Here is a 21,799-nt window from a genome sequence, read left to right as displayed (position 1 = left end):
CTATCAAATTGATAGCCTTTTTAATTTATTTTGATACTTAAAATTTAGCATCTGGATCTTTTACATTCGGGCGAATGATTTTCAACCAAGTCAGTAATTTAATCATCGGATAAGTAGGATCAAATTCAAACCATTTTGTTGCAAAGTTTACCCGATTAGGTAGTTTGTGGTGGTTATTTTGGAATAATTCTCCCATCATTACAACATCAAAAACCAATGAATTGCGCGAGTGATCGTGGTTATCGTAGTTTTGGTAGCCATATTTATGACCCGACCAGTTAACAATAGCACCATGAACTGGGCCCATTAAAAAATGCACGGGTAATAAAAAGAAAAATGCCCAATGCATGTCAAAATAAACGAAAGCTACAATGTAAAGGGATGCGTAAGCAATTCCCCATCCGATACGTGAGACCCATGAATCACCTATACGTTCAATGGTTTTTGATACGGGATAATCATGCTCAAAGCGCTCCTCTACTTTTTCCTTACGGTTAAGCACGGCATTGTAAATATCCTTCGTTTTCCACATCATCGTGAACACGTTACTTGAGAACATAGGTGAATGCGGATCTTTTTTTGTATCAGAGAATGCATGATGCATACGGTGCAAAATGGCATAAGCTCTTGGGCTTAAAAATGAAGAACCTTGAGACAAGTAGGTTAAAAAGTAGAAAAATTTCTCCCAAAACTTGCTCATTAAAAACATCTTATGAGCAGAATATCGATGTAAAAAGAAAGTTTGACTAAACAATGACACGTACCAATGAATGATAAATGCTGGAAGTACTAATTGCATAAGTAAAATTTAAAATGACTGTTCGCAAATTTAAACATGAATTTCTCTACTTTGTTCAAAATAACGTAATTCTTTTCTGATTTTAGTCAGTTTACTAAATTTCATGAAGTAAATGGATTGCATGCGTAGTAGCAATACAAGCTGTTTCTGTCCGTAAGATAGCTTTACCTAAACTGAATGGAACAAAATCGGCTTGTAAAAACAGTTGGGTTTCTTCAGGTGTAAAATCACCTTCTGGACCAATGAACACATTATAGGAATGATTTAGTTTAATCTGTTTATGCAGTGTATTTACAGGTGGATTACTGATATGTGCAAAAAATGATTGAGTTCTTGTTTCTTTTTTCGCTGCTTCAATAACGCTTTTAAGCGATTCAATCGCTCGTATTTGCGGTAGGAACAAATTTTTCGATTGTTTTAATGCAGCGATGGCTATTTTTTCCAAGCGTGCTCCCTTTAATTCTTTTCGCTCAGAATTTTTTGAAATAAAAAAACCTATTTGATGTATTCCAAATTCACAACATTTTTCCACCATCCACTCCATTCTCTCCATTTGCTTGGTAGGTGCTACAAATAGATGGATTTGATAGGCTGGTTTTTCTTGTTTTTCAAGTAATGTCAAGTTGGAATATGACGTTTTTTTTGAATCAATCACATCCACCAAAGCTTCAAAATGCCCCCCTTTGCCATCGAGTAAGCGAATGGTATCTCCATTTCGCATGCGTAAAACCCGACAAGCATGAAAGGATTCTTCTTCAGATAAAAATCCATTGTTTGTCGGGTTGGGTGCATAAAATACATATTTACTCATGTATTATTCGGGATCTTCGGATCGGAAAGAGAAACGTGATGGGTCTAAGGAAAGTGTCCCTCCATTGAAATCAGAAATAAACTTTTCTATGGTCTCATCCTCGAGTGATGGAACGTATAATGCTGCTTCAAGCCCGATACCAAATTCGAAATCTTCATCGATTTCAATATATTCACTTACCTTAATTTCATCATTTTCTTCAAGTTCGTCGATGATTTCAAGGATCATCACTTCAACTTCCTCATCCAGAGATTCGTTTTCTATGTAAGTTTCGTCTCTATTTTCAATCGGAACGTACAGAGGAAAATGATGAATAGCTTCCTGTTCTGCAGCTTCATAAATGGCGCTAGCATAATGCAATTGCAATGTGCAAAGTATTGCATCATAAATGACTTCTTGCTTGTTGAAAGTGCCCACAAACTGAATATGAACCATTTCCTTTTCATTACCTGTAGGTAAATCATCATCCTCAATAACAATAAAGGATCTATTTGCTTGTCTGCATTGATCTTTTATCGTTTGGATTTCCTCGTTTAAAAAACCAGGGTTTGGTTGCTTTGCCATGTAGGATTATTTTACAAGTAGTAATTCACGGTACTTTGGTAATGGCCACTCATCATCATCTACTATTAATTCTAATTTATCTACCGCATAGCGAATTTCTTCAAAGAATCCTTTGACCTTAGTTCCGTATAGAGTTGCTTTTTCCTCTAGTTCTTCAATATTATTTGCCTCTTTACGCGCTTCAGTCATTTCATTTTGCAAACGAACGATGCTGGAAGTGTATTCAGAGATTTTCTTAATCATCTCAACCGTCGGTGCATAATATTGTGGATCAATGCCAATTTCCTTTTGACCTTTTACATTTTCAACCAATTGCGTTTGATATTTCAACGATGTTGATACTATGTGGTTAATGGCCATATCTCCAATAACACGCGATTCAATTTGAATTTTTTTCACGTAGTTTTCTAACTCAATTTCATGGCGAGCATGCATCTCTTCTTTTGAGTATATACCATGTTTAGTGAATAATTCAATAGATTCTGGACGTGCATAAACGGCTAATGCTTCTGGTGTTGTCTTTAAATTAGATAATCCACGACGCGCAGCTTCTTCTACCCATTCATCTGAATAACCATTTCCTTCAAATCGGATATTTTTCGATTCTTTTACATAGCGTTTTAGAACTTCCATAATGGCTAATTCTTTTTTGACACCTTTTTCAAGAATAACTTCAACTTCTTTGCGGAATTTAATCAATTGGTCAGCTACTATGGTATTCAAAACCGTCATCGGTGCAGCTGAATTAGCTGACGATCCTACTGCGCGGAATTCAAATTTGTTTCCAGTAAATGCAAAAGGCGAAGTTCGGTTTCTGTCTGTATTATCTAAAATCAAAGAAGGGATTTTATTGATACCTAATTTGAGATAGACGTTATCCCCTTTTTCCAGTTGAATCTCATCCAGCCCATCCATATTTTCCATATCGTCCAACACTTGACTCATTGTACTGCCTAAAAATGCAGATACAATAGCTGGTGGAGCCTCATTAGCACCTAGGCGATGTTCATTTCCAGCTGAGGCAATTGATGCACGTAATAAATCTGCCCGATCGTGCACCGCTTTTAACGTATTAACAAAGAAAGTCAAGAAACGTAAATTTTCTTTGGGCTTAGAAGACGGTGCTAATAAATTAATTCCCGTATCCGTTGCTAATGCCCAGTTATTGTGCTTGCCTGAGCCATTTATTCCAGCAAAGGGTTTTTCATGGAACAACACTTTTAATTTATGTTTTGAAGCAACCTTGGACATTAAATCCATTAACAATGCATTGTGATCGCAAGCTAAGTTGGCCTCTTCAAAGGTTGGTGCCACCTCAAACTGAGCTGGTGCTACTTCATTATGACGCGTTCTTACAGGCATACCGAGTTTTAGTGCCTCGATTTCAAAATCTACCATAAAAGTATTTACACGGTTTGGAATAGATCCAAAGTAGTGATCTTCCAATTGTTGGCCTTTTGCAGGTGCATGACCAAATACCGTACGTCCTGCCATAACTAAATCGGGACGCGCATTAAATAAGGCTTCGTCTACTACAAAATATTCTTGCTCTGCTCCTAGTGTAGGAATGACTTTACTAACGTCACGACTAAAAAATTCTTTGATTACAGCAGTTGCAGCTTTATCAACTAATTCAATGGATTTCAATAAAGGAGTTTTGTAATCCAATGCTTCGCCAGTATACGATACAAACACAGAAGGTATACATAATGTAGCTGTTCCCGCGGCGTTTTCCATGATAAACGCAGGTGAAGAAGGATCCCAACCCGTGTAGCCTCGAGCCTCAAAGGTGGAACGGATACCTCCATTCGGGAAAGAAGAGGCATCTGGTTCTTGCTGAACCAAGGCTGAACCTTTGAATTTTTCAACAGCCTTTCCATTACTTAAATCGATATCAAAAAATGAATCATGTTTTTCTGCTGTAGTACCCGTTAATGGTTGAAACCAGTGCGTGTAATGCGTTGCCCCTTTTGAAATAGCCCATGATTTCATGGCTGCAGCAACTTCATCAGCAGCATCACGATCTATTTTAGAACCCGTTTGAATTGCGGTATTTATTTTAAGATAAGCTTCAGGAGATAAGAGTGATCTCATTACCTCATCGCTGAAGGTCATACTTCCGTAATAGTCTGATACTTTTTCAGTAGGAAGCTTTACTGGAGTTGTTGTACGGGATTGAGCCAGCTCAAGTGCCTTAAATCTAGTTATTGCCATAATAATTATTAATTCGTTAGGTAAAAATAGCGAATTGTGGCGGGATAAAAAATGTCAAAAAATGAAAATAAATTGATTGAATTTTCCAATTAATATTTGGATTTTTTGAATTATTGTAAAATTTAGGATTGATTTTATACTATTTTTCCAAAAATACTATTGTTTTTGTCAAAAAGAGGATTATTTTTGCTACATAATCACCCTAAAAAGTATTTTTTTTACGAAATCAAGTTTAACATCATGGCTAAATCAAAATTAGAGTACATTTGGTTGGATGGCTACAAGCCAACGCAGAGTTTACGTTCTAAGACTAAAATTGAGAATAATTTTAGTGGCAAATTAGAAGACCTCGATATGTGGTCATTCGATGGTTCTTCTACCCTTCAGGCTGAAGGTGGTTCTTCCGATTGTTTATTGAAACCTGTTTATGTTTGTCCAGATCCAGCACGTCGCGATGGTTACTTAGTTATGTGTGAAGTTTTGAACGCTGATGGTACGCCACATGAGTCAAATGGACGTGCAACAATTGATGATGATGATAATGATTTTTGGTTTGGTTTTGAACAAGAATATTTCCTATGGGATCCAGAAACGAATAAGCCTTTAGGTTTTCCATCAAATGGTTACCCAGGGCCTCAGGGACCTTATTACTGTTCAGTAGGCGCTAAGAATGCGTTTGGTCGTGAAATTATTGAAGAGCACTTGGACTTGTGTATCGACGCAGGTTTAAATATAGAAGGTATTAATGCTGAAGTTGCCGCTGGACAATGGGAATTCCAAATGTTCGCAAAAGGAGCAAAACAAGCTGGTGATGAAATTTGGTTAGGACGTTATATTTTGGAGCGTTTAGGTGAGAAATATGGTGTTGCAATTAACTGGCACTGTAAGCCTCTAGGTGAGTTAGATTGGAATGGGTCTGGAATGCACGCGAATTTTTCAAATACCACATTGCGTACGGCTGGAAACAAAGAGGCTTATGACAAAATTTGTCAATCATTTGCGCCTTTTGTTAAGGAACACATCGAAGTTTATGGTGCTGATAATCATATGCGATTGACTGGAAAGCACGAAACAGCTTCTATTCATGATTTTTCTTATGGAATATCGGATCGTGGTGCATCAATCCGCATACCTATTGCGGTTGTAGAAAAAGGATGGAAAGGTTGGTTAGAAGATCGTCGTCCAAATTCGGCGGCTGATCCATATAAAGTAGCTGCCCGTATCATTAAGACGGTAAAAACAGCGAAAGTTTAACGCGATTTAATCTTGCATTTATATACTTTATGATTTAAAATGGCGGGTTTTCCCGCCATTTTTGTTTTATTTTGCATCCTGAATTGGATAAATGAAAAAGGTCGCCTTTTATACACTGGGTTGTAAGTTAAATTTCGCGGAATCTAGCTCGATAGCACGTTCTTTAGAACCGATGGGGTTTGTGCGTGCCGAATTTCAAGATGAACCCGATTTATTTGTTATCAATACTTGTAGTGTCACTGAACAGGCTGACAAGAAATGTAAGAAAGTTGTTCGGGAGGCTAAAAAAATTAATCCTGCCGCAACGGTTGTTATTATAGGTTGCTATGCTCAGTTGAAACCAGAAGAGATTTCAGCTATTCCGGGTGTTGATTTAGTATTGGGGGCCAATGAGAAATTTCAATTGCCCCAGTTGCTCCCACCCTATTTGGATCGGACTGTTTCTGATTTACCTAAATTAATTGCTTCTGATATTCGCTATGATTTAGATTATCATGCTTCATATAGTGTTAATGATCGTACGAGAACCTTTTTAAAAGTTCAAGATGGTTGCGATTATCCTTGCTCCTATTGTACGATACCGTTAGCACGTGGTCAATCACGATCGGATTCTATAGAAAAAGTATTGTCACTGATTGAAGAAGTTGCTGCTAATGGAGTAAAAGAAATCGTTTTGACCGGTGTTAATATTGGTGACTTTGGTATCCAACAAGGTAAACGTGTAGAAAGCTTTTTTGATCTAATTAAAGCCATTGATGCCAACGCTTCCATAGAGCGTTTTCGTATTTCGAGTATAGAGCCCAACTTGCTTACGTCAGAAATGATTGAATTTTTAGCAAGTTCAAAACGTTTTGTTCCGCATTTTCATATTCCACTTCAGTCGGGATCTAACGCTGTTCTTAGGCTTATGAAGCGAAGATACCAAAGAGAACTCTACCAAGATCGTGTGAGTTTAATTCGGTCAGTTATGCCGAATGCCTGTATAGGAGTCGATGTGATTGTAGGTCATCCAGGGGAAACACCTGAATTATTTTTAGAAACATACCAATTTATTACTGAATTGGCTGTTTCCTATTTACATGTTTTTCCATATTCAGAACGAGCAAATACCTATGCGGTAGACATTCTTCCCAAAGTCGATGGAATGCAAAAGTCCGAACGGTCCAAAATGCTTCATATATTATCTGATAAAAAAAGGAGGGCTTTTTATGAAAGCCAATTAAATAAAACAGGAAATGTTTTATTTGAGGAGTCAACAGATAATGGTCTCATGGAAGGTTTTTCTGAAAATTATGTTCGACTTGCGGTTCCATATGACCCCTTGTTAATCAATACCGTACAGCCCGTTCGTTATAAATCCATCATGGATTCGGGTCATGTAAAAGGAGAAATATTGATAGTTGGTCGCTAGGTACAGGCATATATTTTTTGTGTAGACTCGAAAATTTGCGTCTATTTTATTTTTGGCAGTTGGTCTAAGTAGATTAGGGCCCTACGATTAGTGTCCAACTTCTAACGTCCAAAGTCTAACGTCCAAAGTCTAACGTCCAAAGTCTAATGTCCAACTTTTAATGTCCAACGTTTAATATCCAGCAAACAAAAAAGCCAACAACCATAAGTCGTCGGCTTTTTGATTGAAACAAAACCACAAGAACCATTACTTGCGGCTCAGCTTTTTAGACTATTCTGCAATCGACTCGTCGTGTTGCGAGATGTCCAATCCTAATCTTTCCTCTTCTTCGTTAACACGTAAAGGGATAATTTTATCTGTCACTATTAATAATAAATATGATAAACCAAAAGCAAAGGCAGATACTATTGCCAGGGCTAATAAATGTTTTATGAATAAATCGGTTTCACCGTAAAATAAGCCTTCTCCTGCAACCGCTGAATTCACTGCTTTGGTTGCGAATATTCCGGTCATTAGCATACCTACCATGCCACCTAATCCGTGGCAAGGGAATACGTCTAATGTATCATCTAAATTTGAGCTCGCACGCCAATGTGCCGCTATGTTTGAAACAATGGCAGCAATGACACCAATGAAAATAGCAACAGGTACAGTTACAAACCCTGATGCAGGTGTGATAGCTACTAAGCCAACAACTGCACCGATACAAAAACCTAAGGCAGAAACTTTTTTGCCACGTGTAACATCAAATAGAATCCACGATAAACCTGCTGCAGCCGCTGCCACATGTGTTGTTGCAAAAGCTGTTACAGCTAATCCATTTGCTCCTACAGCTGAACCTGCATTAAAGCCAAACCAACCGAACCACAATAAACCAGTTCCTAATAATACGTATGGAATGTTAGCTGGAGGCAAAATATTTGACTCGATGTGCGATTTACGACGACGTAAATACAAAGCACCAGCTAATGCAGCCCAACCTGCCGACATGTGAACAACTGTTCCTCCAGCAAAATCAAGGACACCAAGGTTGAAAAGGAAACCGTCAGGATGCCAAGTCCAATGTGCCAACGGTGCATAAACCACCACACAGAATAAAACCATAAACAATACAAAAGCGCGGAAATTAATTCGCTCAGCCAAAGCTCCTGAAATAAGGGCTGGAGTAATAACGGCAAACTTCATTTGGAAGAATGCGAACAAAGCAAAAGGGATGGTGAATTTTAATTGATCAGATGAACCTAGTGATAACTTGTGGTCAAATACACCATTGAACATAAAAAAAGTTCTAGGGTCACCTATCCAGCCACCTAAGGAATCACCAAAGGCCAAGGAGAATCCAAAAACAATCCAAATTACCGAAATAACGCCCATAGCAATAAAAGACTGCAACATGGTAGAAATGACATTTTTGTGATTTACCATACCGCCATAAAAGTAAGCGAGCCCTGGAGTCATTAATAATACCAATCCTGAGGCTACTATCATCCAGGCTGTATCTCCTGTGTCTAATCCTTCTGTTGGCATTGCTCCTGGTACAGATGTTGTAAATAAAGCTAGGACTGCAATAGCTAATAATACAAGCATTGGAATCCATGTTGGTTTTTGTGAAGTCATGTTCTTACTGAATTATAGAGTGAAAAAATGTGAAAATTAAAACTTATAAATAAAGTGTAAGCCTACGGTCGTTTGCGACTTCTGTTCTTTTTCGTCTCCGTCAACAAATTGAGCCGTCTTGTATGAATCAGAACGTAGTTCAGGCTTAATCAATAAATGACCATCAGCTGCAGTAAAGGTTGCTGTCAGGGTAAGTGAACTTACATCGGTCCCTGAGCCATCTGCGGCGCGCAATGCTCTTGCACCTGAAGTGTTGTCAAATACTTCATATCGACCGCCGATGCTAAACTTATCAGTGAAAGCATAATTTGAGTATAAGGCAACACCACCCCATGTTTTGCTATCACCTACATTACCGCCGCCTTGAAAGTCTCCCGTTTGTGATCCATAGGCCGCATTAAGTCCTAATAAGTATTTTGGTGTTACTTGGTATGAAGTAGTTAAGTCTAATAAATTATAACTTCCTGAATCATTCTTACCGGAAGCTAATGGCGCTGACTCATTAGACGTGATGCCATTCACATAAACATTCCATCCTGCTACTGGTGATGTAAATACTTGATAAATCAATCCTTTAGCTGAATTATTATCATTTAAATTATCCACATTGTTGACCAATCCAACCATGGTAGAAAATTTGTCACTAAATGCATAATTCGCTTTAGCTCCGATGTGATAAAATGGACCATTATTAAATAAATTAGAAAGTGAGTAATTGTAGTTAACTGGAGCATCGATTACCTCATAACCAATGTGAGTTCCAAACTGACCAACCGTTAAGGTTAATTTGTCAGAAGCCTTCCAATTGAAATAAGCTTGTTTGATTGCTAAGGATGTAGATGCTTTGCCAGCACCTAAAGGGCCAATGACATTTCCGTACTGTCCTAAATCTGCATTAGGTCCAAAGGTTAAGTCAACAACCACATCTGAATTTTTTGTAGCATAGCCGAACTTTGTTTGTACGAGTCCTAATGAAAATTGATTTGACTTTTGATCAAATGCTCTTTCATAACCGGATGATCCAAGATTACTGCGATTCGACGGGCTATTAAAATTTAACATATAGTACGAATCAATGTAACCCGAGAAAGTAAATTTTGGAGCTTCAGCTTCTTTTTCTTGGGAAAATCCACAAAATGCTATTGCTGAGAATAATGCTGTTAGGATAGATTTCTTCATGAGCTTAATTGTTTAAAAGTTTATAAGTGCTTGATTACTTATCAAAGATTGAACAAAAAATACTAACACGCAAGCTTTTTGCTAAAAAATTAAACCTGTTTTTTATTAATTTTCAAAAAATAAAAGAAAATAGGTTAAAAATTAAACCAATATTTATTGATTTTGCAAAAAAACATGAAAAAGCACAATGATTTTAAACCGAAAATATTTTTATATTAGAATATTACAAAGAGGAGATTTGGAAATGAGAATAATTTACTTGGACAAAAAAAAGAGCCCGATGTTTTTCGGGCTCTTTTAGTATGATATGTATTTTGCTGTTTTACGCTTCTCCGTGTAACCAAGCTTTTTTCGCTTCTAATGTTTGCAAGTCTTCTACGTGGTCCGGATCCGGCACGCAGCAATCAACTGGACAAACTGCAGCGCATTGAGGTTCCTCATGAAAGCCTGTGCATTCAGTACACTTATCTGGAACGATATAATAAAATTCTTCAGATACGGGTTCAATAGGCAATTTAGCATCCATTGCAGAACCATCTTCTAGTTCAACCTCAGTTAGTGAGGTCCCTCCTGCCCATGTCCATTCTACGCCTCCCTCATAAATAGCTGTGTTTGGGCATTCTGGTTCACAAGCCCCACAGTTAATACATTCGTCAGTAATGATAATTGCCATAACAAGTATTAAAAATTTTGTGCAATTTACACAAGAAGTTTTGAATAGTATATAATTTATGAAGACTATTATAATTTTTTGGCAACTTTGTAATTAGATTATTCTTCCAAAGTCCCTATATAATGATTAAAGAACAGTTTGAGTCGCTAATTTATCGTTTGAGTCTGTATTTTCAGGATTCAACGAATGAAGATAAAATTGAACTATTTATAGAAAAAGCGAAAAATGAAAATGCATGGTTCTCGGATTCATTGATTCGTGATGCCATGAAAGCAATTGAATCACAGTTTTTGGATGTAGCTATTTGGATATCTTTTTTTGATAAATATGGTTTGCCTAAAGATTCCAAAGCAAAGGTTGGTTTGATTCTTTCTGGTAATTTGCCGGCTGTTGGTATGCATGATTTATTAATGGTTATTGCTTCTGGAAATCAGGCCGTCGTTAAATTAAGTTCTCAAGATTCAGCCTTGATGCTTTTATATATAGACGCTATCCGGTCAATCGATGCTTCTGTCTCAATTGATGTTGTTGAGCGATTATCAAAAGTTGATGCGGTTATCGCCACCGGTTCCGACTTTTCGTCTTCTTATTTTTCGAATTACTTCGCTAAAATTCCGCACATTATTCGTAAAAATAGGAGCTCGGTAGCTGTTTTTACTGGTAGTGAGTCTGTTTCTGATTTTGAAGGACTTGCAAAGGATGTATTTACCTATTATGGCTTAGGTTGTCGAAATGTTTCAAGCTTAGCTATTCCGTTGGATTTTGATTTAATTCCATTATTTGATGTGCTAACTCAGGTTGATTGGGTTTTAGATCATACGAAGTATTCAAATAATTACCAATATCACAAAACCTTGCTATTACTTAATCAAGTTCCGCACTTTGATTTAGGTAATCTAATTGTTAGCGAAAATGAGTCTCTCGTCTCCCCTGTCGGTGTTTTGCATATCCACCGTTATGCTTCTCAAAATGATCTAGAGGTTTGGTTGGATCAACATAAAGAAAAGATTCAATGTGTCGTGGGGACACAACACATACCCTTTGGTCATGCTCAATCACCGGCTTTGGATGATTTTGCCGACGGGGTAAATACTTATGAATTCTTGGTTAACTTGTCATAGACGACTTTTTTGAGAATGTATGCGCCGCTAAGGCCAACAAACGCTCCGGTAATGACATCCAATGGATAATGTACGCCCAAGTAGATTCTACTATATGAAATGAGTGCAGCCCAAATGAATAAGGATATACCTAAGGGCTTGTTTTTAGTCAATAAATAAATGCACATAGCGATAGCAAATGAATTCGCTGCATGCGATGAACAAAATCCGTACATGCCCCCTGCTCCGTTTGGTAAATGTATCCAGGATTGAAAATCTTCAACATGGCTTGGTCGAAGACGTTTTACTAGGGGTTTTAATAAATTCGATGAGATTTGATCTGCCCAAACAATTGACAAGATTACATATAGAATAGCTGATTTAAATACCTTTGGATTGGACTGATAAATTTTCCAAATCAATATAATGTACAAGGGAATCCAAACCAATTTATCCGATAGAAAGATCATGAATACATCGCATGAATCGCTATGCCACTCATTGATTACTCTAAACAAGGTTGAATCCCAAGTTGGAAACATCATTTAAAATTTAAAAACTTCACGAACGCGAGATAAGGTCGCCGCGGCAATGACTTCAACTTTTTTTTCTCCAATCTCAAGCTTTTCTTCGATTAGTTTGGGATTGTTGATGTAATAATCGAATTTTTCGCGCGCTTCTTTGAAATGTTCCAACATCAAAGTGTGTAAAGCTTGTTTAGCGTGACCGTAACCATAACCACCGGCAAGATAGTTTTGTCGCATTTCTGCTATTTGCTCAGGGCTTGCTAATAATGAATATAAGGTAAATGTTATGTCTTTTTCAGGATTCTTTGGGTCTTCCAAAGGCGTTGAATCCGATTCGATTTTCTTAATCTGCTTTAAAAGATCCTTTTCAGGTAAGAAAACATCGAGGTAGTTATTCAATGACTTACTCATTTTGTTGCCATCAATTCCTGGAATGGTCATGACGTCTTTATTAATCGCTGCTTCTGGAATCACAAAAATTTCCTTATTCGCCATTCGATTAAATGCACCAGCCATATCACGCGTCATTTCGATATGTTGCTGTTGGTCCTTACCTACAGGTATGATTTCAGCATCATATAGAACAATATCTGCCGCCTGTAAAACGGGGTATGTGAATAAACCCGCATTGACATTCGCCATTTGGCTTGTTTTATCTTTAAAGCTATGGGCATTTGCCAACATCGGGTAAGGTGTGACACAATTTAGGTACCACATGATTTCGGTATGGTAACCAGCTAATTTAGATTGACGATAGAAAAAGTTTTTGTCGGTATCAAACCCAAAAGCTAGCCAAGCGGCTGCAATAGATAATGTATTGGCGCGAATTTGTTCACCATCTCGAAGACTTGTCAAGGTGTGCAGGTCGGCGATAAACAAAAATGACTCGTTACCCGGTTTTTTTGAAAGTTCAATAGCGGGCATGATTGCCCCTAAAATATTTCCTAAATGAGGTTTACCTGAAGATTGAATACCAGTTAAAATGCGCATAAATCCATTAATAATTTTACAAAAATCACGAAATTCATTCAAATCTCCCAATATATTTTTTGTCATTAAATTGTCTTCTTTTCTCATGGGCTTTCTGCTAATTTTTCCCTAATTTCGTTTACCTATAATTTGTCGATTTTACATGTCCATCTCCCCTGGTCTTTTAACCTTTTTGTCTGATTTGAAAGCGAATAATTCGCGGGAATGGTTTGCAGCCAATAAAGGGGTGTATGACCTTGAAAAAGGAAAATTTGATGAATTAATTGATTCGCTCATCGTTGCCTATAGCGAATTTGAAAACATGGATGGTGTTGAAAGAAAGCATTGCTCCTATCGTATTTACCGTGATGTCCGATTTTCAAAAAATAAGGATCCTTATAAGACCTGGTTTTCAGCTAGTTTTTCAGAAGGTGGTCGGCGATCTGGATTTATGGACTACTACCTACACATCGAACCTGGTGGAAAGTCGTTTTTAGGTGGCGGTATGTATAATCCAACGCCCGAACAAATGGCTAAATATCGCCAAGAGGTAGATTATAATGGGGCAGCTTTGAGGAAAATTGTAGAATCTTCTATTTTTGTTAAAACCTTTGGTGCCGCGGAAGGGGAAATGCTTCAGAAAGTTCCCAAAGGATTTGATCCTTCGCCAGAAGATGCTCCTTATTTGCGTCGCAAGCAGTTGTTTTATTGGAAGCATTATACCGATAAGGAAATTGTACATCCAAATTTTTCAGAACAATTAATGGCTGATTCCAAAGTGATGAAGCCTTTTTTAATTTTTTTGAATACCACTTTTTTTGATAAAGAAACTTTTTAATTTCCTTTAATATATGCAATTCTCGCATTTACATAATCACTCGCAGTTTTCATTATTGGATGGCGCATCGAAAATTTCTTCGATGTTTAAAAAGGCGAAAGAAGATAATATGCCTGCAGTGGCTATTACTGACCACGGAAATATGTTTGGTGCTTTCCAATTTGTTGCTGAAGCAGGAAAGCATGGTGTTAAACCGATTGTGGGTTGTGAATTCTATTTGGTAACAGACCGACATAAGCAGAGTTTTACGAAAGAGCAAAAAGATAAGCGTTATCATCAACTGTTTCTTGCGAAAAATCCGGAAGGATATCAAAACTTGGTCAAGCTATGTTCTTTAGGCTTTATGGAGGGTATGTATTCGAAATATCCTCGAATCGATAAGGAACTCGTACTAAAATATCACAAAGGATTGATTGCTACGACGTGTTGTTTAGGAGCTTCGGTTCCTCAAGCAATTTTACGTTCAGGTGAGGAAGAAGCAGAAAAGGAATTTAAATGGTGGTTAGACCTGTTTGGCGAGGACTATTATATTGAAGTGCAGAATCACCATATACCTGAGCAACAGATAGTTAATGAGGTATTGTTAAAGTTTGCTAAGAAGTACAATGTCAAGGTTATAGCGTCCAATGACAGTCATTATTTGGATCAGAAAGACGCCAATGCACATGATATTCTCTTGTGTATTAATACTGGAGAAAAACAGGCCACTCCTACCTACAAGGATATTGATGATGGTTCCGAAATGAAAGGCAAGCGTTTTGCTTTTTATAATGATCAATTTTATTTCAAGACGACAGAGGAAATGACTAAACTTTGGTCTCACATACCAGAGTCAATTGATAATACGAATGAAATTGTTGGTAAGGTCGAAACATTGAATTTGACCAAAGATGTCATGCTTCCTAATTTTCAGATACCCACGAGTTTTCAATCGCAAGATGATTATTTGGAACATCTGACCATGGAGGGCGCAAAAAAGCGTTATGTTGATATTGCACAAGTAGTTGAAGAACGACTTCGTTTCGAATTGTATACGATTCGAACGATGGGATTTGCCGGTTACTTTCTAATTGTAGCCGATTTTATTCAAGCGGGACGAGATTTAGGTGTGTATGTAGGGCCAGGTCGTGGATCTGCTGCAGGTTCAGTCGTAGCCTATTGTTTAGGAATTACGAATATTGATCCGATTAAATATAATCTGCTTTTTGAGCGTTTCTTGAATCCTGATCGGAAGTCATTGCCTGATATTGATACGGACTTTGACGATGAAGGCCGACAAAAAGTGATTGACTATGTTGTCGATAAATACGGGAAGAATCAAGTGGCACATATCGCTACCTATGGTACGATGGCTGCTAAGATGTCAATTAAAGACGTAGCCCGTGTTTTGGATTTACCTCTTTCTGAGTCAAATGCCTTAGCTAAGTTGGTACCTGAAAAGCCAAAGATCACCTTAGAACGTATTTTTAATGCTCCTCTGAACGGCGATAAGAGTTTGGCTGATAAAGAAGGCTTGAATCCGGAAGAAATTGAGCAAGTAAAGCAATTGCGTCAAATCAAGGAATCTGGAGGTTTGCCTGCGTCTGTTATCGAAAATGCCTTGGTTTTGGAGGGCTCTGTTCGGGGTACAGGTATTCACGCCGCTGGAATTATTATTGCACCATCAGATTTGACGGATATTTTACCTGTAGCATCATCCAAAGACGTTTCATTACTTATTACGCAATATGATGGATCAGTTATCGAGAATGCTGGTGTAATTAAAATGGACTTTTTGGGCTTAAAGACCTTATCTATTTTAAAAGAGGCGGTTAGGTTGATTAAACAAAATCATGGTGTTTCTATTGTTTTGGATGATTTGCCTTTGGATGATAAACGTACTTTTGAATTATACCAGCGTGCCGAAACCAATGGAACCTTCCAATTTGAGTCACCCGGCATGCAAAAGCATTTACGCGATTTAAAGCCCGATCAATTTACGGATTTAATTGCCATGAATGCCTTGTTCCGTCCAGGTCCGATGGTCTATATTCCTAATTTTATTGCTCGTAAACACGGTCGGGAAGCTATTGAATACGATTTACCCGAAATGGAAGAGTATCTGCATGATACTTATGGAATTACAGTTTATCAGGAACAGGTTATGTTGCTTTCGCAGAAATTGGCGAATTTCTCTAAAGGAGACGCCGATGTCCTTCGTAAAGCGATGGGTAAGAAAGATAAGGCGACAATCGATAAGATGAAGGGTAAGTTCATGGAAGGTGGACAAACCAATAATCACCCTGCACCGAAATTAGAAAAAATTTGGACTGACTGGGAAGCGTTTGCACAATATGCCTTTAATAAATCTCACTCGACCTGTTATGGACTAGTTGCTTACCAGACAGGTTATTTAAAAGCTAATTACCCATCAGAGTTCATGGCGGCGGTTCTTTCAAATTCTTTAGGGAATATTGAGAAGATTACGTTCTTTATGGATGAGTGTAAGCGGATGGGAATTCCTTTGTTGGTACCCGATGTGAATGAATCTTCGCGCTCTTTTGCAGTAAATAAAAAAGGACATATTCGTTTCGGTATGGGAGCTATTCGAGGTGTTGGTGAAGCTGCTGTCGATGTAATTGTTGAGGAGCGTGCAAAAAATGGAGAATACAAAGATATTTTTGATTTTGTTTCTCGCGTCAACGTACGTCAGGTAAACAAGCGTAGTATGGAAGCTTTGGCCTTGGCTGGCGCATTTGATTGTTTTCCAGAAGTACAGCGTCCTCAATATTTTACAATCGAAGATGGAACTTCATTTATTGATAAAATAGTTCGATATGCGTCAAGAATGTCCGAATTGAAGGCAGAAGCTACGCAATCATTGTTTGGTGACCTGGGTGCAGGAACGGGTAATGATATCGCTAAACCTCGAATACCTACTTCGGATACTTGGTCGGTAATGGAGCAATTGAAAAATGAAAAAGAGGTTGTTGGTGTCTACATCTCTGGGCACCCCTTAGATGAGTATAAAGTAGAAATTCAGAATTTTACGAATTCTACTGTTACGCAGTTAGATTCAAAACCTGGCGCTGTTCAGTCTGTGGCCGGTATTGTTACAAAAGTTAATGTGCGCACCTCTGCGAATGGAAATCAATTCATGATTTTCACGCTGGAGGATTATTCGGGGAACTATGAATTTGCTTTGTTTGGAAAAGATTACATTGAATTTGAGCGATTTATCGGTCAAGATCGTATGTTGTTTTTGCAAGGTTCTTACCAAAAAAAGAATCGTTATGTCGAACAAATGGTGTTTAAGATTCAGTCTATTGAGCTTTTGTCTGAAGTTTTAGAAGAACGTACAAAAGAAATGAAATTGTCTTTACACCTAAAACATTTGACGCCCACATTACTAGAAAATTTATATGGTGTCTTGGAGCGTAACAAAGGCAGCAAAAAATTAGTTATAGAGGTTTTTGATGAAGAAGATAAATTGCAAATGGACTTTTTATCAAGAAAGATGCAAATCCGAATTGGTAAATCATTAATTGCTGATTTAATGAAATTAGATACCGTAGGATTTAGACTAATTTCATAAATTATTTGTTGGGAACTTAATCTTGTAAATGAATTGTTATAATTTTGAATTTTAAAATAAACTAGAAAATGGGAAAATATGTAGAGGCAACAGATGCCAACTTTCAAGAATTAATTAGTGGACCGACACCTGTATTAGTGGATTTTTGGGCTGAATGGTGTGGGCCATGTAAAATGATTGGACCAATTGTAGAGGAATTAGCGGGCGATGTGGAAGGTCAAGCTGTTGTTGCTAAAATGAACGTAGATGCTAATTCAGCAGTTCCTGCGTCATTAGGAATTCGTTCAATTCCTACATTGATGGTATTTAAAAACGGCGAAATGGTTGAGCGTTTAGTGGGTGGAAATATTCCAAAATCTGTATTGGCAGAAACCTTATTAAAGCACGCTTAAATTGCTTTATAAACGTTATTCATGGCTTGTAACAAAATGTTGCAAGCCATTTTTATTTCCTCTTCGGAAATAACCAATGGGGGGGCAATGCGTAGTGAATTGTCGCAAAAGAGAAACCAATCGGTGATTAAGCCATTTTTTATACATTCATCGATCACTGCTTTGACCGTTTTGTAATCTTGCATTTCGACAGCAATCATAAGGCCTACCCCTCTAAATTCTTTGATGATTGGATGTATCAATAAATCCTTAAAAAGTAAGTGCTTTTTCTGAATATGTTCGAGTAAATTATTTTTTAGAATATAATTCAATGTAGCCAAAGATGCTGCACAGGATACAGGATGTCCACCAAAAGTAGTTATATGTCCTAAAACGGGTTCATAAGACAAGGTTCGCATCAAAGAGTCATTGGCAATAAATGCTCCTATGGGCATCCCGCCCCCCATTCCTTTGGCTGTTAGCAGAATATCAGGTAGGATGTCCATGCCTTGATAGGCCCAAAAAGTGCCTGTCCGCCCAAAACCAGTTTGTATTTCATCTATGATTAATAAGCAACCTGTTTGGGTGCACTTTTCGCGTAACGCTTTAAAATAAGATTTTGAGGCTTGCTTCACGCCTGCTTCACCGGCTACGATTTCAATAACAATGGCCGCGGTTTTTGTCGTTATATGAACTAAGTCATCCATATTTCCGTGTCTGATATGTTTGATATCAGGCAAGAGTGGCCTAAAGCTATTTTTAAAATTTTCATCACCGGCTAAGGATAATGCACCTTGAGAGGCTCCATGGTAAGCATTTAAACAGGATATAAATTCCGTTCTTCGGGTATATCGCTTGGCCAACTTCATCGCACCTTCAAGTGCCTCAGTTCCTGAATTCGTAAAATATACTTGGTTCAGGTGTTGTGTTTTTGTTGATTTAACGAGGGCCTCGGCTAATAACACTTGAGGACTTTGAATATACTCACCGTACACCATCAGGTGCATGTATTTATCTACTTGATCTTTTATGGCTTGAACAACTGCAGGATTACGATGTCCTACATTTGAAACGGCTATTCCTGAAATTAAATCAATGTATTTTTTGCCAAAACAATCTGTTAAATAGATATGTTCTGCTGATATAATTTCTAACGCCAATGGTGTATCCGAGGTTGGCGCTACATGTTTTTGAAAAAGTTGTCGATGCGTAAGTCCCATTCACCCAAATTTACAGCCTTTTATCAAAATATCAGTTTCTAGTATGGTGTTTTGTCTGATTTTCCTTTTTATTGCATCATGAAAAAGCCGCTAATTACATTATTCCTTATTTTGTTTACATCTTCTTGGGTTATAAGCCAAACATTGTCGGGCGTTGTTAAAAACAAAAATGGAGAACTTTTACCTTTTGCTACGATTTGGGTTACCAACTTGAACAAGGGGACATTAGCGAATGAAGACGCGAAATATGCCATTCAATTACCTAAAGGTGAGCATGAGGTAGTTTTTCGTTTTCTTGGTCATACGCCAAAACCACATAAAGTCACGATTTCAGAAAACGTGTCGCTCGATGTTGTTCTAACTGATGAAGCAGTCACGCTTCAGGATGTCAATGTTGGAGGTTTGAAGGAGGATCCAGCGATTGGGATTATGCGTAGGATGATATCCATGGCTCCATTTCATTTAAAGGAAATTGATCGGTATTCGGCTAAAGGCTATGTTAAAGGGGCGGGTAAAATTACCTCCATATCTAAAGTGATGAATGCGCTCGTAGGTAAACAGTTGGAAAAGGAGGCTGGAATTAAGGTGGGTTCGACCTATGTTTTAGAGGGAATAAATCAGATAACCTATACGCGGCCCAATAAGTTAGATGAAAAAGTACTTTCAAATCGAAATAATTTACCCGCAGTAATTAGGAATTCTGGGGCTCCCAATTTACGAATTACGCAAACGAATTTTTATTTACCTAAGGTTTGGGGATCTCTGATTTCCCCGATTTCTCCCTCGGCATTTTCATTTTACAATTTTGCCTATTTGGGTAGTTTTCAGTTAAATGGACAAACCGTTTCGAAGATTCAAGTGAAACCAAAGTCATCATCGAATGATTTGTTTGAAGGTACACTTTCCGTTGTAGAAGATACTTGGAGTATCTATTCCTTCAGTTTAGCTTTTCGAAATTCACAGGGTTATTATACATTTCAGCAACAAAACGCCTTGTTTCAAGGAGTTTGGATGCCAGTAAATTATGATGTGAATATAAATTTTGATGCGATGGGATTCGGTGCAACTTTCCGTTACATCACGCAGGTTAAAGAGTATTCAATTAAAGTTAATCCGGCTTTTGTAGTTAAGCCAACTATTATAGAAGAACGATTACATAGGGATTGGGCTAAGGAAATAAATAAAGAAAAAATAGCTTCCCCTAAATTGGCTTTGGGTAAAGAATTAACTCGTAAAAAGCTGAAGAAAGTACTGAAAGAAATAGAGAAGGAAGAGAAGAAAGAAGTAAAAAGTGAAGAGTTTAGTTCAGATTATACCATTACGGTTGATTCTTCAGCCTCCTTTAAAAAAGAGGATTACTGGGAAGCAGAACGTCAAGTTCCCTTAACAGAAGCTGAGGTTAAAGGATATAAGGAAGCTGATAGTTTATCTGTTCAAGATGAGAAAAAACGATTAAAAGATTCGGTTAATTCATTACCTCGTTTCCGATTTGGCGATATTGTGACTGCTAGAACCTATTCGTATGGCCAAAAAGGATTAGGCGCTCGTTTAACTTTGAGTGGAATTCTGTCTGGTTATAATGCAGTGGATGGATACCATTTGGGTCGTGGTTTAGATTACCGATTTACCAATAAATTGTCTGATTATTGGGAAACGGGATTTGATATTCGATATGCTTTTTCAAGAAAGGCATTCAATGGATCTGTGCATTTCGTTCGTAATTGGGATGAGAATCGCCAAAGGTTAGGTTTTTCCGGCGGCTCCACTATTGAGCAAATCAATTCAACAGAGCCAATTTCCGCCAGTATTAATCGATACTATGCCTTATTCTTATCCCAGAATTTTTTGAGGCTCTATCAGAAAGATTTTATCAAAGCTTCCTATGCCATACAATTAAATGCTAAATGGAGACTGAGTACGGATTTGGAATTGAGGTCTCGAACTAGTTTAGTTAATCAAGAGGAAAATGGTTTATTCTTTAAGGAACGTCGTTTTGCTTCCAATGGATTACCTTTTGCTACAAGCAAGCAAGCTTATGCGTATATATTTATGCGTTATCAACCTTTTGCAACCTGGAGACGTTACAATGGATCCCGTAGATTATCGAACGAGGTAGGACCTACCATTTCCGGTGGATACGAACAGGCATTAGGTGATAATGCATTTACTAAAGTATCTCTTCAAGTATCACAGACTATTTCGTTAGCAAATTGGGGGGAATTAAACTACCGCATTACAGCGGCTCATTTTATTCATAAACCATCTTTGATTTTGGATTATCAACATTTTAAAGGAAATGAAATTAATATTTCTAGTGGAGAAGCAAGCTTTTTAGCTTTACCCTATTATGCACTTTCAAATCCTGGAGGTCATATTAAAGCTTTTTTATCTTGGGAGCCTAGAAAATTCATCTTCACTCAGAATGCTTTTCTGTCACTTTATGGCCTGAAAGAAAAAGTAGGTTATTCGTATCTTCAAACTTCTTTGAATTCTCAAACCATTCATTACCAAGAGCTTACTTATGGACTTTCTGGTATTGGGAAAATTTTTGGTATTGATTTGGTATACCCTATGGGGAATGTCGTTCCTGAAAAATGGAAAGTTCTTGTCAAATTGCCATTCTAATTGTTTATTTGCACATTTTTACCTAAATTGTGCTAAATTTTTTTGATATAATC

The 21,799-nt window shown here is 37.6% G+C and carries 17 protein-coding genes; 7 read left to right on the top strand and 10 right to left on the bottom strand.

Features of this window, described 5'->3' with window-relative positions:
• Nucleotides 1–37: 37 nt before the first annotated feature.
• The 4 genes from ACIQZ2_RS07840 to ACIQZ2_RS07825 all read right to left on the bottom strand — a co-directional run bounded on the left by ACIQZ2_RS07840 (nt 38) and on the right by ACIQZ2_RS07825 (nt 4,388).
• Nucleotides 38–799 (bottom strand): acyl-CoA desaturase, encoded by a 762-nt coding sequence (locus ACIQZ2_RS07840; protein WP_395768298.1) that lies wholly within the window; start codon nt 797–799, stop codon nt 38–40.
• A gap of 94 nt (nt 800–893) precedes the next feature.
• Nucleotides 894–1,610 carry an RsmE family RNA methyltransferase gene (locus ACIQZ2_RS07835; RefSeq protein WP_395768297.1) on the bottom strand — a complete coding sequence of 239 codons (717 nt, stop codon included), beginning with the start codon at nt 1,608–1,610 and terminating at the stop codon, nt 894–896.
• Nucleotides 1,611–1,613: 3 nt separating this feature from the next.
• Nucleotides 1,614–2,174: a hypothetical protein gene (locus tag ACIQZ2_RS07830; protein WP_395768296.1), complete on the bottom strand. Its 561-nt coding sequence runs from the start codon at nt 2,172–2,174 to the stop codon at nt 1,614–1,616.
• A 6-nt stretch (nt 2,175–2,180) separates the two neighbouring features.
• Nucleotides 2,181–4,388: a glutamine synthetase III gene (locus ACIQZ2_RS07825; RefSeq protein WP_395768295.1), complete on the bottom strand. Its 2,208-nt coding sequence runs from the start codon at nt 4,386–4,388 to the stop codon at nt 2,181–2,183.
• 240 nt (nt 4,389–4,628) lie between these two features.
• Between ACIQZ2_RS07825 and ACIQZ2_RS07820 the strand changes: the two genes are divergently transcribed.
• A complete protein-coding gene (locus ACIQZ2_RS07820; protein ID WP_395768294.1) occupies nt 4,629–5,642 on the top strand; it encodes a glutamine synthetase beta-grasp domain-containing protein in 1,014 nt (337 codons plus the stop codon).
• Nucleotides 5,643–5,733: 91 nt separating this feature from the next.
• Complete coding sequence (mtaB, locus tag ACIQZ2_RS07815) at nt 5,734–7,053, top strand: tRNA (N(6)-L-threonylcarbamoyladenosine(37)-C(2))-methylthiotransferase MtaB (RefSeq protein ID WP_395768293.1); 1,320 nt, start codon at nt 5,734–5,736, stop codon at nt 7,051–7,053.
• Between the two features lie 270 nt (nt 7,054–7,323).
• Here the strand turns inward: mtaB and ACIQZ2_RS07810 are convergent, their stop codons facing one another.
• The 3 genes from ACIQZ2_RS07810 to ACIQZ2_RS07800 form a co-directional block, all read right to left on the bottom strand.
• A complete protein-coding gene (locus tag ACIQZ2_RS07810; protein WP_395768292.1) occupies nt 7,324–8,670 on the bottom strand; it encodes an ammonium transporter in 1,347 nt (448 codons plus the stop codon).
• Nucleotides 8,671–8,706: 36 nt separating this feature from the next.
• A complete protein-coding gene (locus ACIQZ2_RS07805) occupies nt 8,707–9,849 on the bottom strand; it encodes a porin (RefSeq protein ID WP_395768291.1) in 1,143 nt (380 codons plus the stop codon).
• Nucleotides 9,850–10,171: 322 nt separating this feature from the next.
• The gene (locus ACIQZ2_RS07800; protein ID WP_395768290.1) at nt 10,172–10,522 is read right to left on the bottom strand and encodes a 4Fe-4S dicluster domain-containing protein; all 351 of its coding nucleotides are present in this window, start codon (nt 10,520–10,522) and stop codon (nt 10,172–10,174) included.
• 122 nt (nt 10,523–10,644) lie between these two features.
• Here ACIQZ2_RS07800 and ACIQZ2_RS07795 point away from each other — a divergent pair, with 122 nt between their 5' ends.
• A complete protein-coding gene (locus tag ACIQZ2_RS07795; RefSeq protein ID WP_395768289.1) occupies nt 10,645–11,643 on the top strand; it encodes an acyl-CoA reductase in 999 nt (332 codons plus the stop codon).
• On the opposite strand, the gene ACIQZ2_RS07790 is transcribed toward ACIQZ2_RS07795, so the two are convergent.
• Both ACIQZ2_RS07790 and trpS read right to left on the bottom strand, forming a co-directional pair.
• Entirely contained in the window at nt 11,616–12,167 is a 552-nt protein-coding gene (locus ACIQZ2_RS07790; protein ID WP_395768288.1) for a phosphatase PAP2 family protein, read from the bottom strand. The two genes, ACIQZ2_RS07795 and ACIQZ2_RS07790, sit on opposite strands and share 28 nt — an antisense overlap.
• The gene (trpS, locus tag ACIQZ2_RS07785) at nt 12,168–13,139 is read right to left on the bottom strand and encodes a tryptophan--tRNA ligase (RefSeq protein WP_395768299.1); all 972 of its coding nucleotides are present in this window, start codon (nt 13,137–13,139) and stop codon (nt 12,168–12,170) included.
• A 142-nt stretch (nt 13,140–13,281) separates the two neighbouring features.
• On the opposite strand from trpS, the gene ACIQZ2_RS07780 reads away from it, so the two are divergent.
• The 3 genes from ACIQZ2_RS07780 (at nt 13,282) to trxA (ending at nt 17,922) form a co-directional block, all read left to right on the top strand.
• Nucleotides 13,282–13,956, top strand: a complete 675-nt coding sequence (locus tag ACIQZ2_RS07780) for a DUF2461 domain-containing protein (RefSeq protein WP_395768287.1) — start codon at nt 13,282–13,284, stop codon at nt 13,954–13,956.
• A gap of 13 nt (nt 13,957–13,969) precedes the next feature.
• The gene (gene dnaE / locus ACIQZ2_RS07775; RefSeq protein WP_395768286.1) at nt 13,970–17,530 is read left to right on the top strand and encodes a DNA polymerase III subunit alpha; all 3,561 of its coding nucleotides are present in this window, start codon (nt 13,970–13,972) and stop codon (nt 17,528–17,530) included.
• A gap of 68 nt (nt 17,531–17,598) precedes the next feature.
• The gene (gene trxA / locus ACIQZ2_RS07770) at nt 17,599–17,922 is read left to right on the top strand and encodes a thioredoxin (RefSeq protein WP_315576240.1); all 324 of its coding nucleotides are present in this window, start codon (nt 17,599–17,601) and stop codon (nt 17,920–17,922) included.
• Here trxA and ACIQZ2_RS07765 read toward each other — a convergent pair.
• The gene (locus ACIQZ2_RS07765; RefSeq protein ID WP_395768285.1) at nt 17,919–19,121 is read right to left on the bottom strand and encodes an aspartate aminotransferase family protein; all 1,203 of its coding nucleotides are present in this window, start codon (nt 19,119–19,121) and stop codon (nt 17,919–17,921) included. The two genes, trxA and ACIQZ2_RS07765, sit on opposite strands and share 4 nt — an antisense overlap.
• A gap of 78 nt (nt 19,122–19,199) precedes the next feature.
• On the opposite strand from ACIQZ2_RS07765, the gene ACIQZ2_RS07760 reads away from it, so the two are divergent.
• Nucleotides 19,200–21,746 carry a DUF5686 and carboxypeptidase regulatory-like domain-containing protein gene (locus ACIQZ2_RS07760; protein ID WP_395768284.1) on the top strand — a complete coding sequence of 849 codons (2,547 nt, stop codon included), beginning with the start codon at nt 19,200–19,202 and terminating at the stop codon, nt 21,744–21,746.
• Nucleotides 21,747–21,799: the final 53 nt, after the last annotated feature.

This window comes from Aquirufa sp. (genome assembly GCF_044342065.1).
GTDB lineage: Bacteria > Bacteroidota > Bacteroidia > Cytophagales > Spirosomataceae > Aquirufa.
Note: the sequence above shows the minus strand (reverse complement) of the source record. Positions and strands in the feature narration are given on the sequence as shown.

What these genes read in the sequence shown, in the direction of transcription:
- dnaE (WP_395768286.1), top strand. Translation starts at nt 13,970, where the DNA reads ATGCAATTCTCGCATTTACATAATCACTCGCAGTTTTCATTATTGGAT.
- trxA (WP_315576240.1), top strand. Translation starts at nt 17,599, where the DNA reads ATGGGAAAATATGTAGAGGCAACAGATGCCAACTTTCAAGAATTAATT.
- ACIQZ2_RS07840 (WP_395768298.1), bottom strand. Translation starts at nt 799, where the DNA reads ATGCAATTAGTACTTCCAGCATTTATCATTCATTGGTACGTGTCATTG.
- trpS (WP_395768299.1), bottom strand. Translation starts at nt 13,139, where the DNA reads ATGCGCATTTTAACTGGTATTCAATCTTCAGGTAAACCTCATTTAGGA.
- ACIQZ2_RS07825 (WP_395768295.1), bottom strand. Translation starts at nt 4,388, where the DNA reads ATGGCAATAACTAGATTTAAGGCACTTGAGCTGGCTCAATCCCGTACA.
- ACIQZ2_RS07805 (WP_395768291.1), bottom strand. Translation starts at nt 9,849, where the DNA reads ATGAAGAAATCTATCCTAACAGCATTATTCTCAGCAATAGCATTTTGT.
- ACIQZ2_RS07780 (WP_395768287.1), top strand. Translation starts at nt 13,282, where the DNA reads ATGTCCATCTCCCCTGGTCTTTTAACCTTTTTGTCTGATTTGAAAGCG.
- ACIQZ2_RS07820 (WP_395768294.1), top strand. Translation starts at nt 4,629, where the DNA reads ATGGCTAAATCAAAATTAGAGTACATTTGGTTGGATGGCTACAAGCCA.
- ACIQZ2_RS07835 (WP_395768297.1), bottom strand. Translation starts at nt 1,610, where the DNA reads ATGAGTAAATATGTATTTTATGCACCCAACCCGACAAACAATGGATTT.
- ACIQZ2_RS07765 (WP_395768285.1), bottom strand. Translation starts at nt 19,121, where the DNA reads ATGGGACTTACGCATCGACAACTTTTTCAAAAACATGTAGCGCCAACC.
- ACIQZ2_RS07800 (WP_395768290.1), bottom strand. Translation starts at nt 10,522, where the DNA reads ATGGCAATTATCATTACTGACGAATGTATTAACTGTGGGGCTTGTGAA.
- mtaB (WP_395768293.1), top strand. Translation starts at nt 5,734, where the DNA reads ATGAAAAAGGTCGCCTTTTATACACTGGGTTGTAAGTTAAATTTCGCG.
- ACIQZ2_RS07760 (WP_395768284.1), top strand. Translation starts at nt 19,200, where the DNA reads ATGAAAAAGCCGCTAATTACATTATTCCTTATTTTGTTTACATCTTCT.
- ACIQZ2_RS07795 (WP_395768289.1), top strand. Translation starts at nt 10,645, where the DNA reads ATGATTAAAGAACAGTTTGAGTCGCTAATTTATCGTTTGAGTCTGTAT.
- ACIQZ2_RS07830 (WP_395768296.1), bottom strand. Translation starts at nt 2,174, where the DNA reads ATGGCAAAGCAACCAAACCCTGGTTTTTTAAACGAGGAAATCCAAACG.
- ACIQZ2_RS07790 (WP_395768288.1), bottom strand. Translation starts at nt 12,167, where the DNA reads ATGATGTTTCCAACTTGGGATTCAACCTTGTTTAGAGTAATCAATGAG.
- ACIQZ2_RS07810 (WP_395768292.1), bottom strand. Translation starts at nt 8,670, where the DNA reads ATGACTTCACAAAAACCAACATGGATTCCAATGCTTGTATTATTAGCT.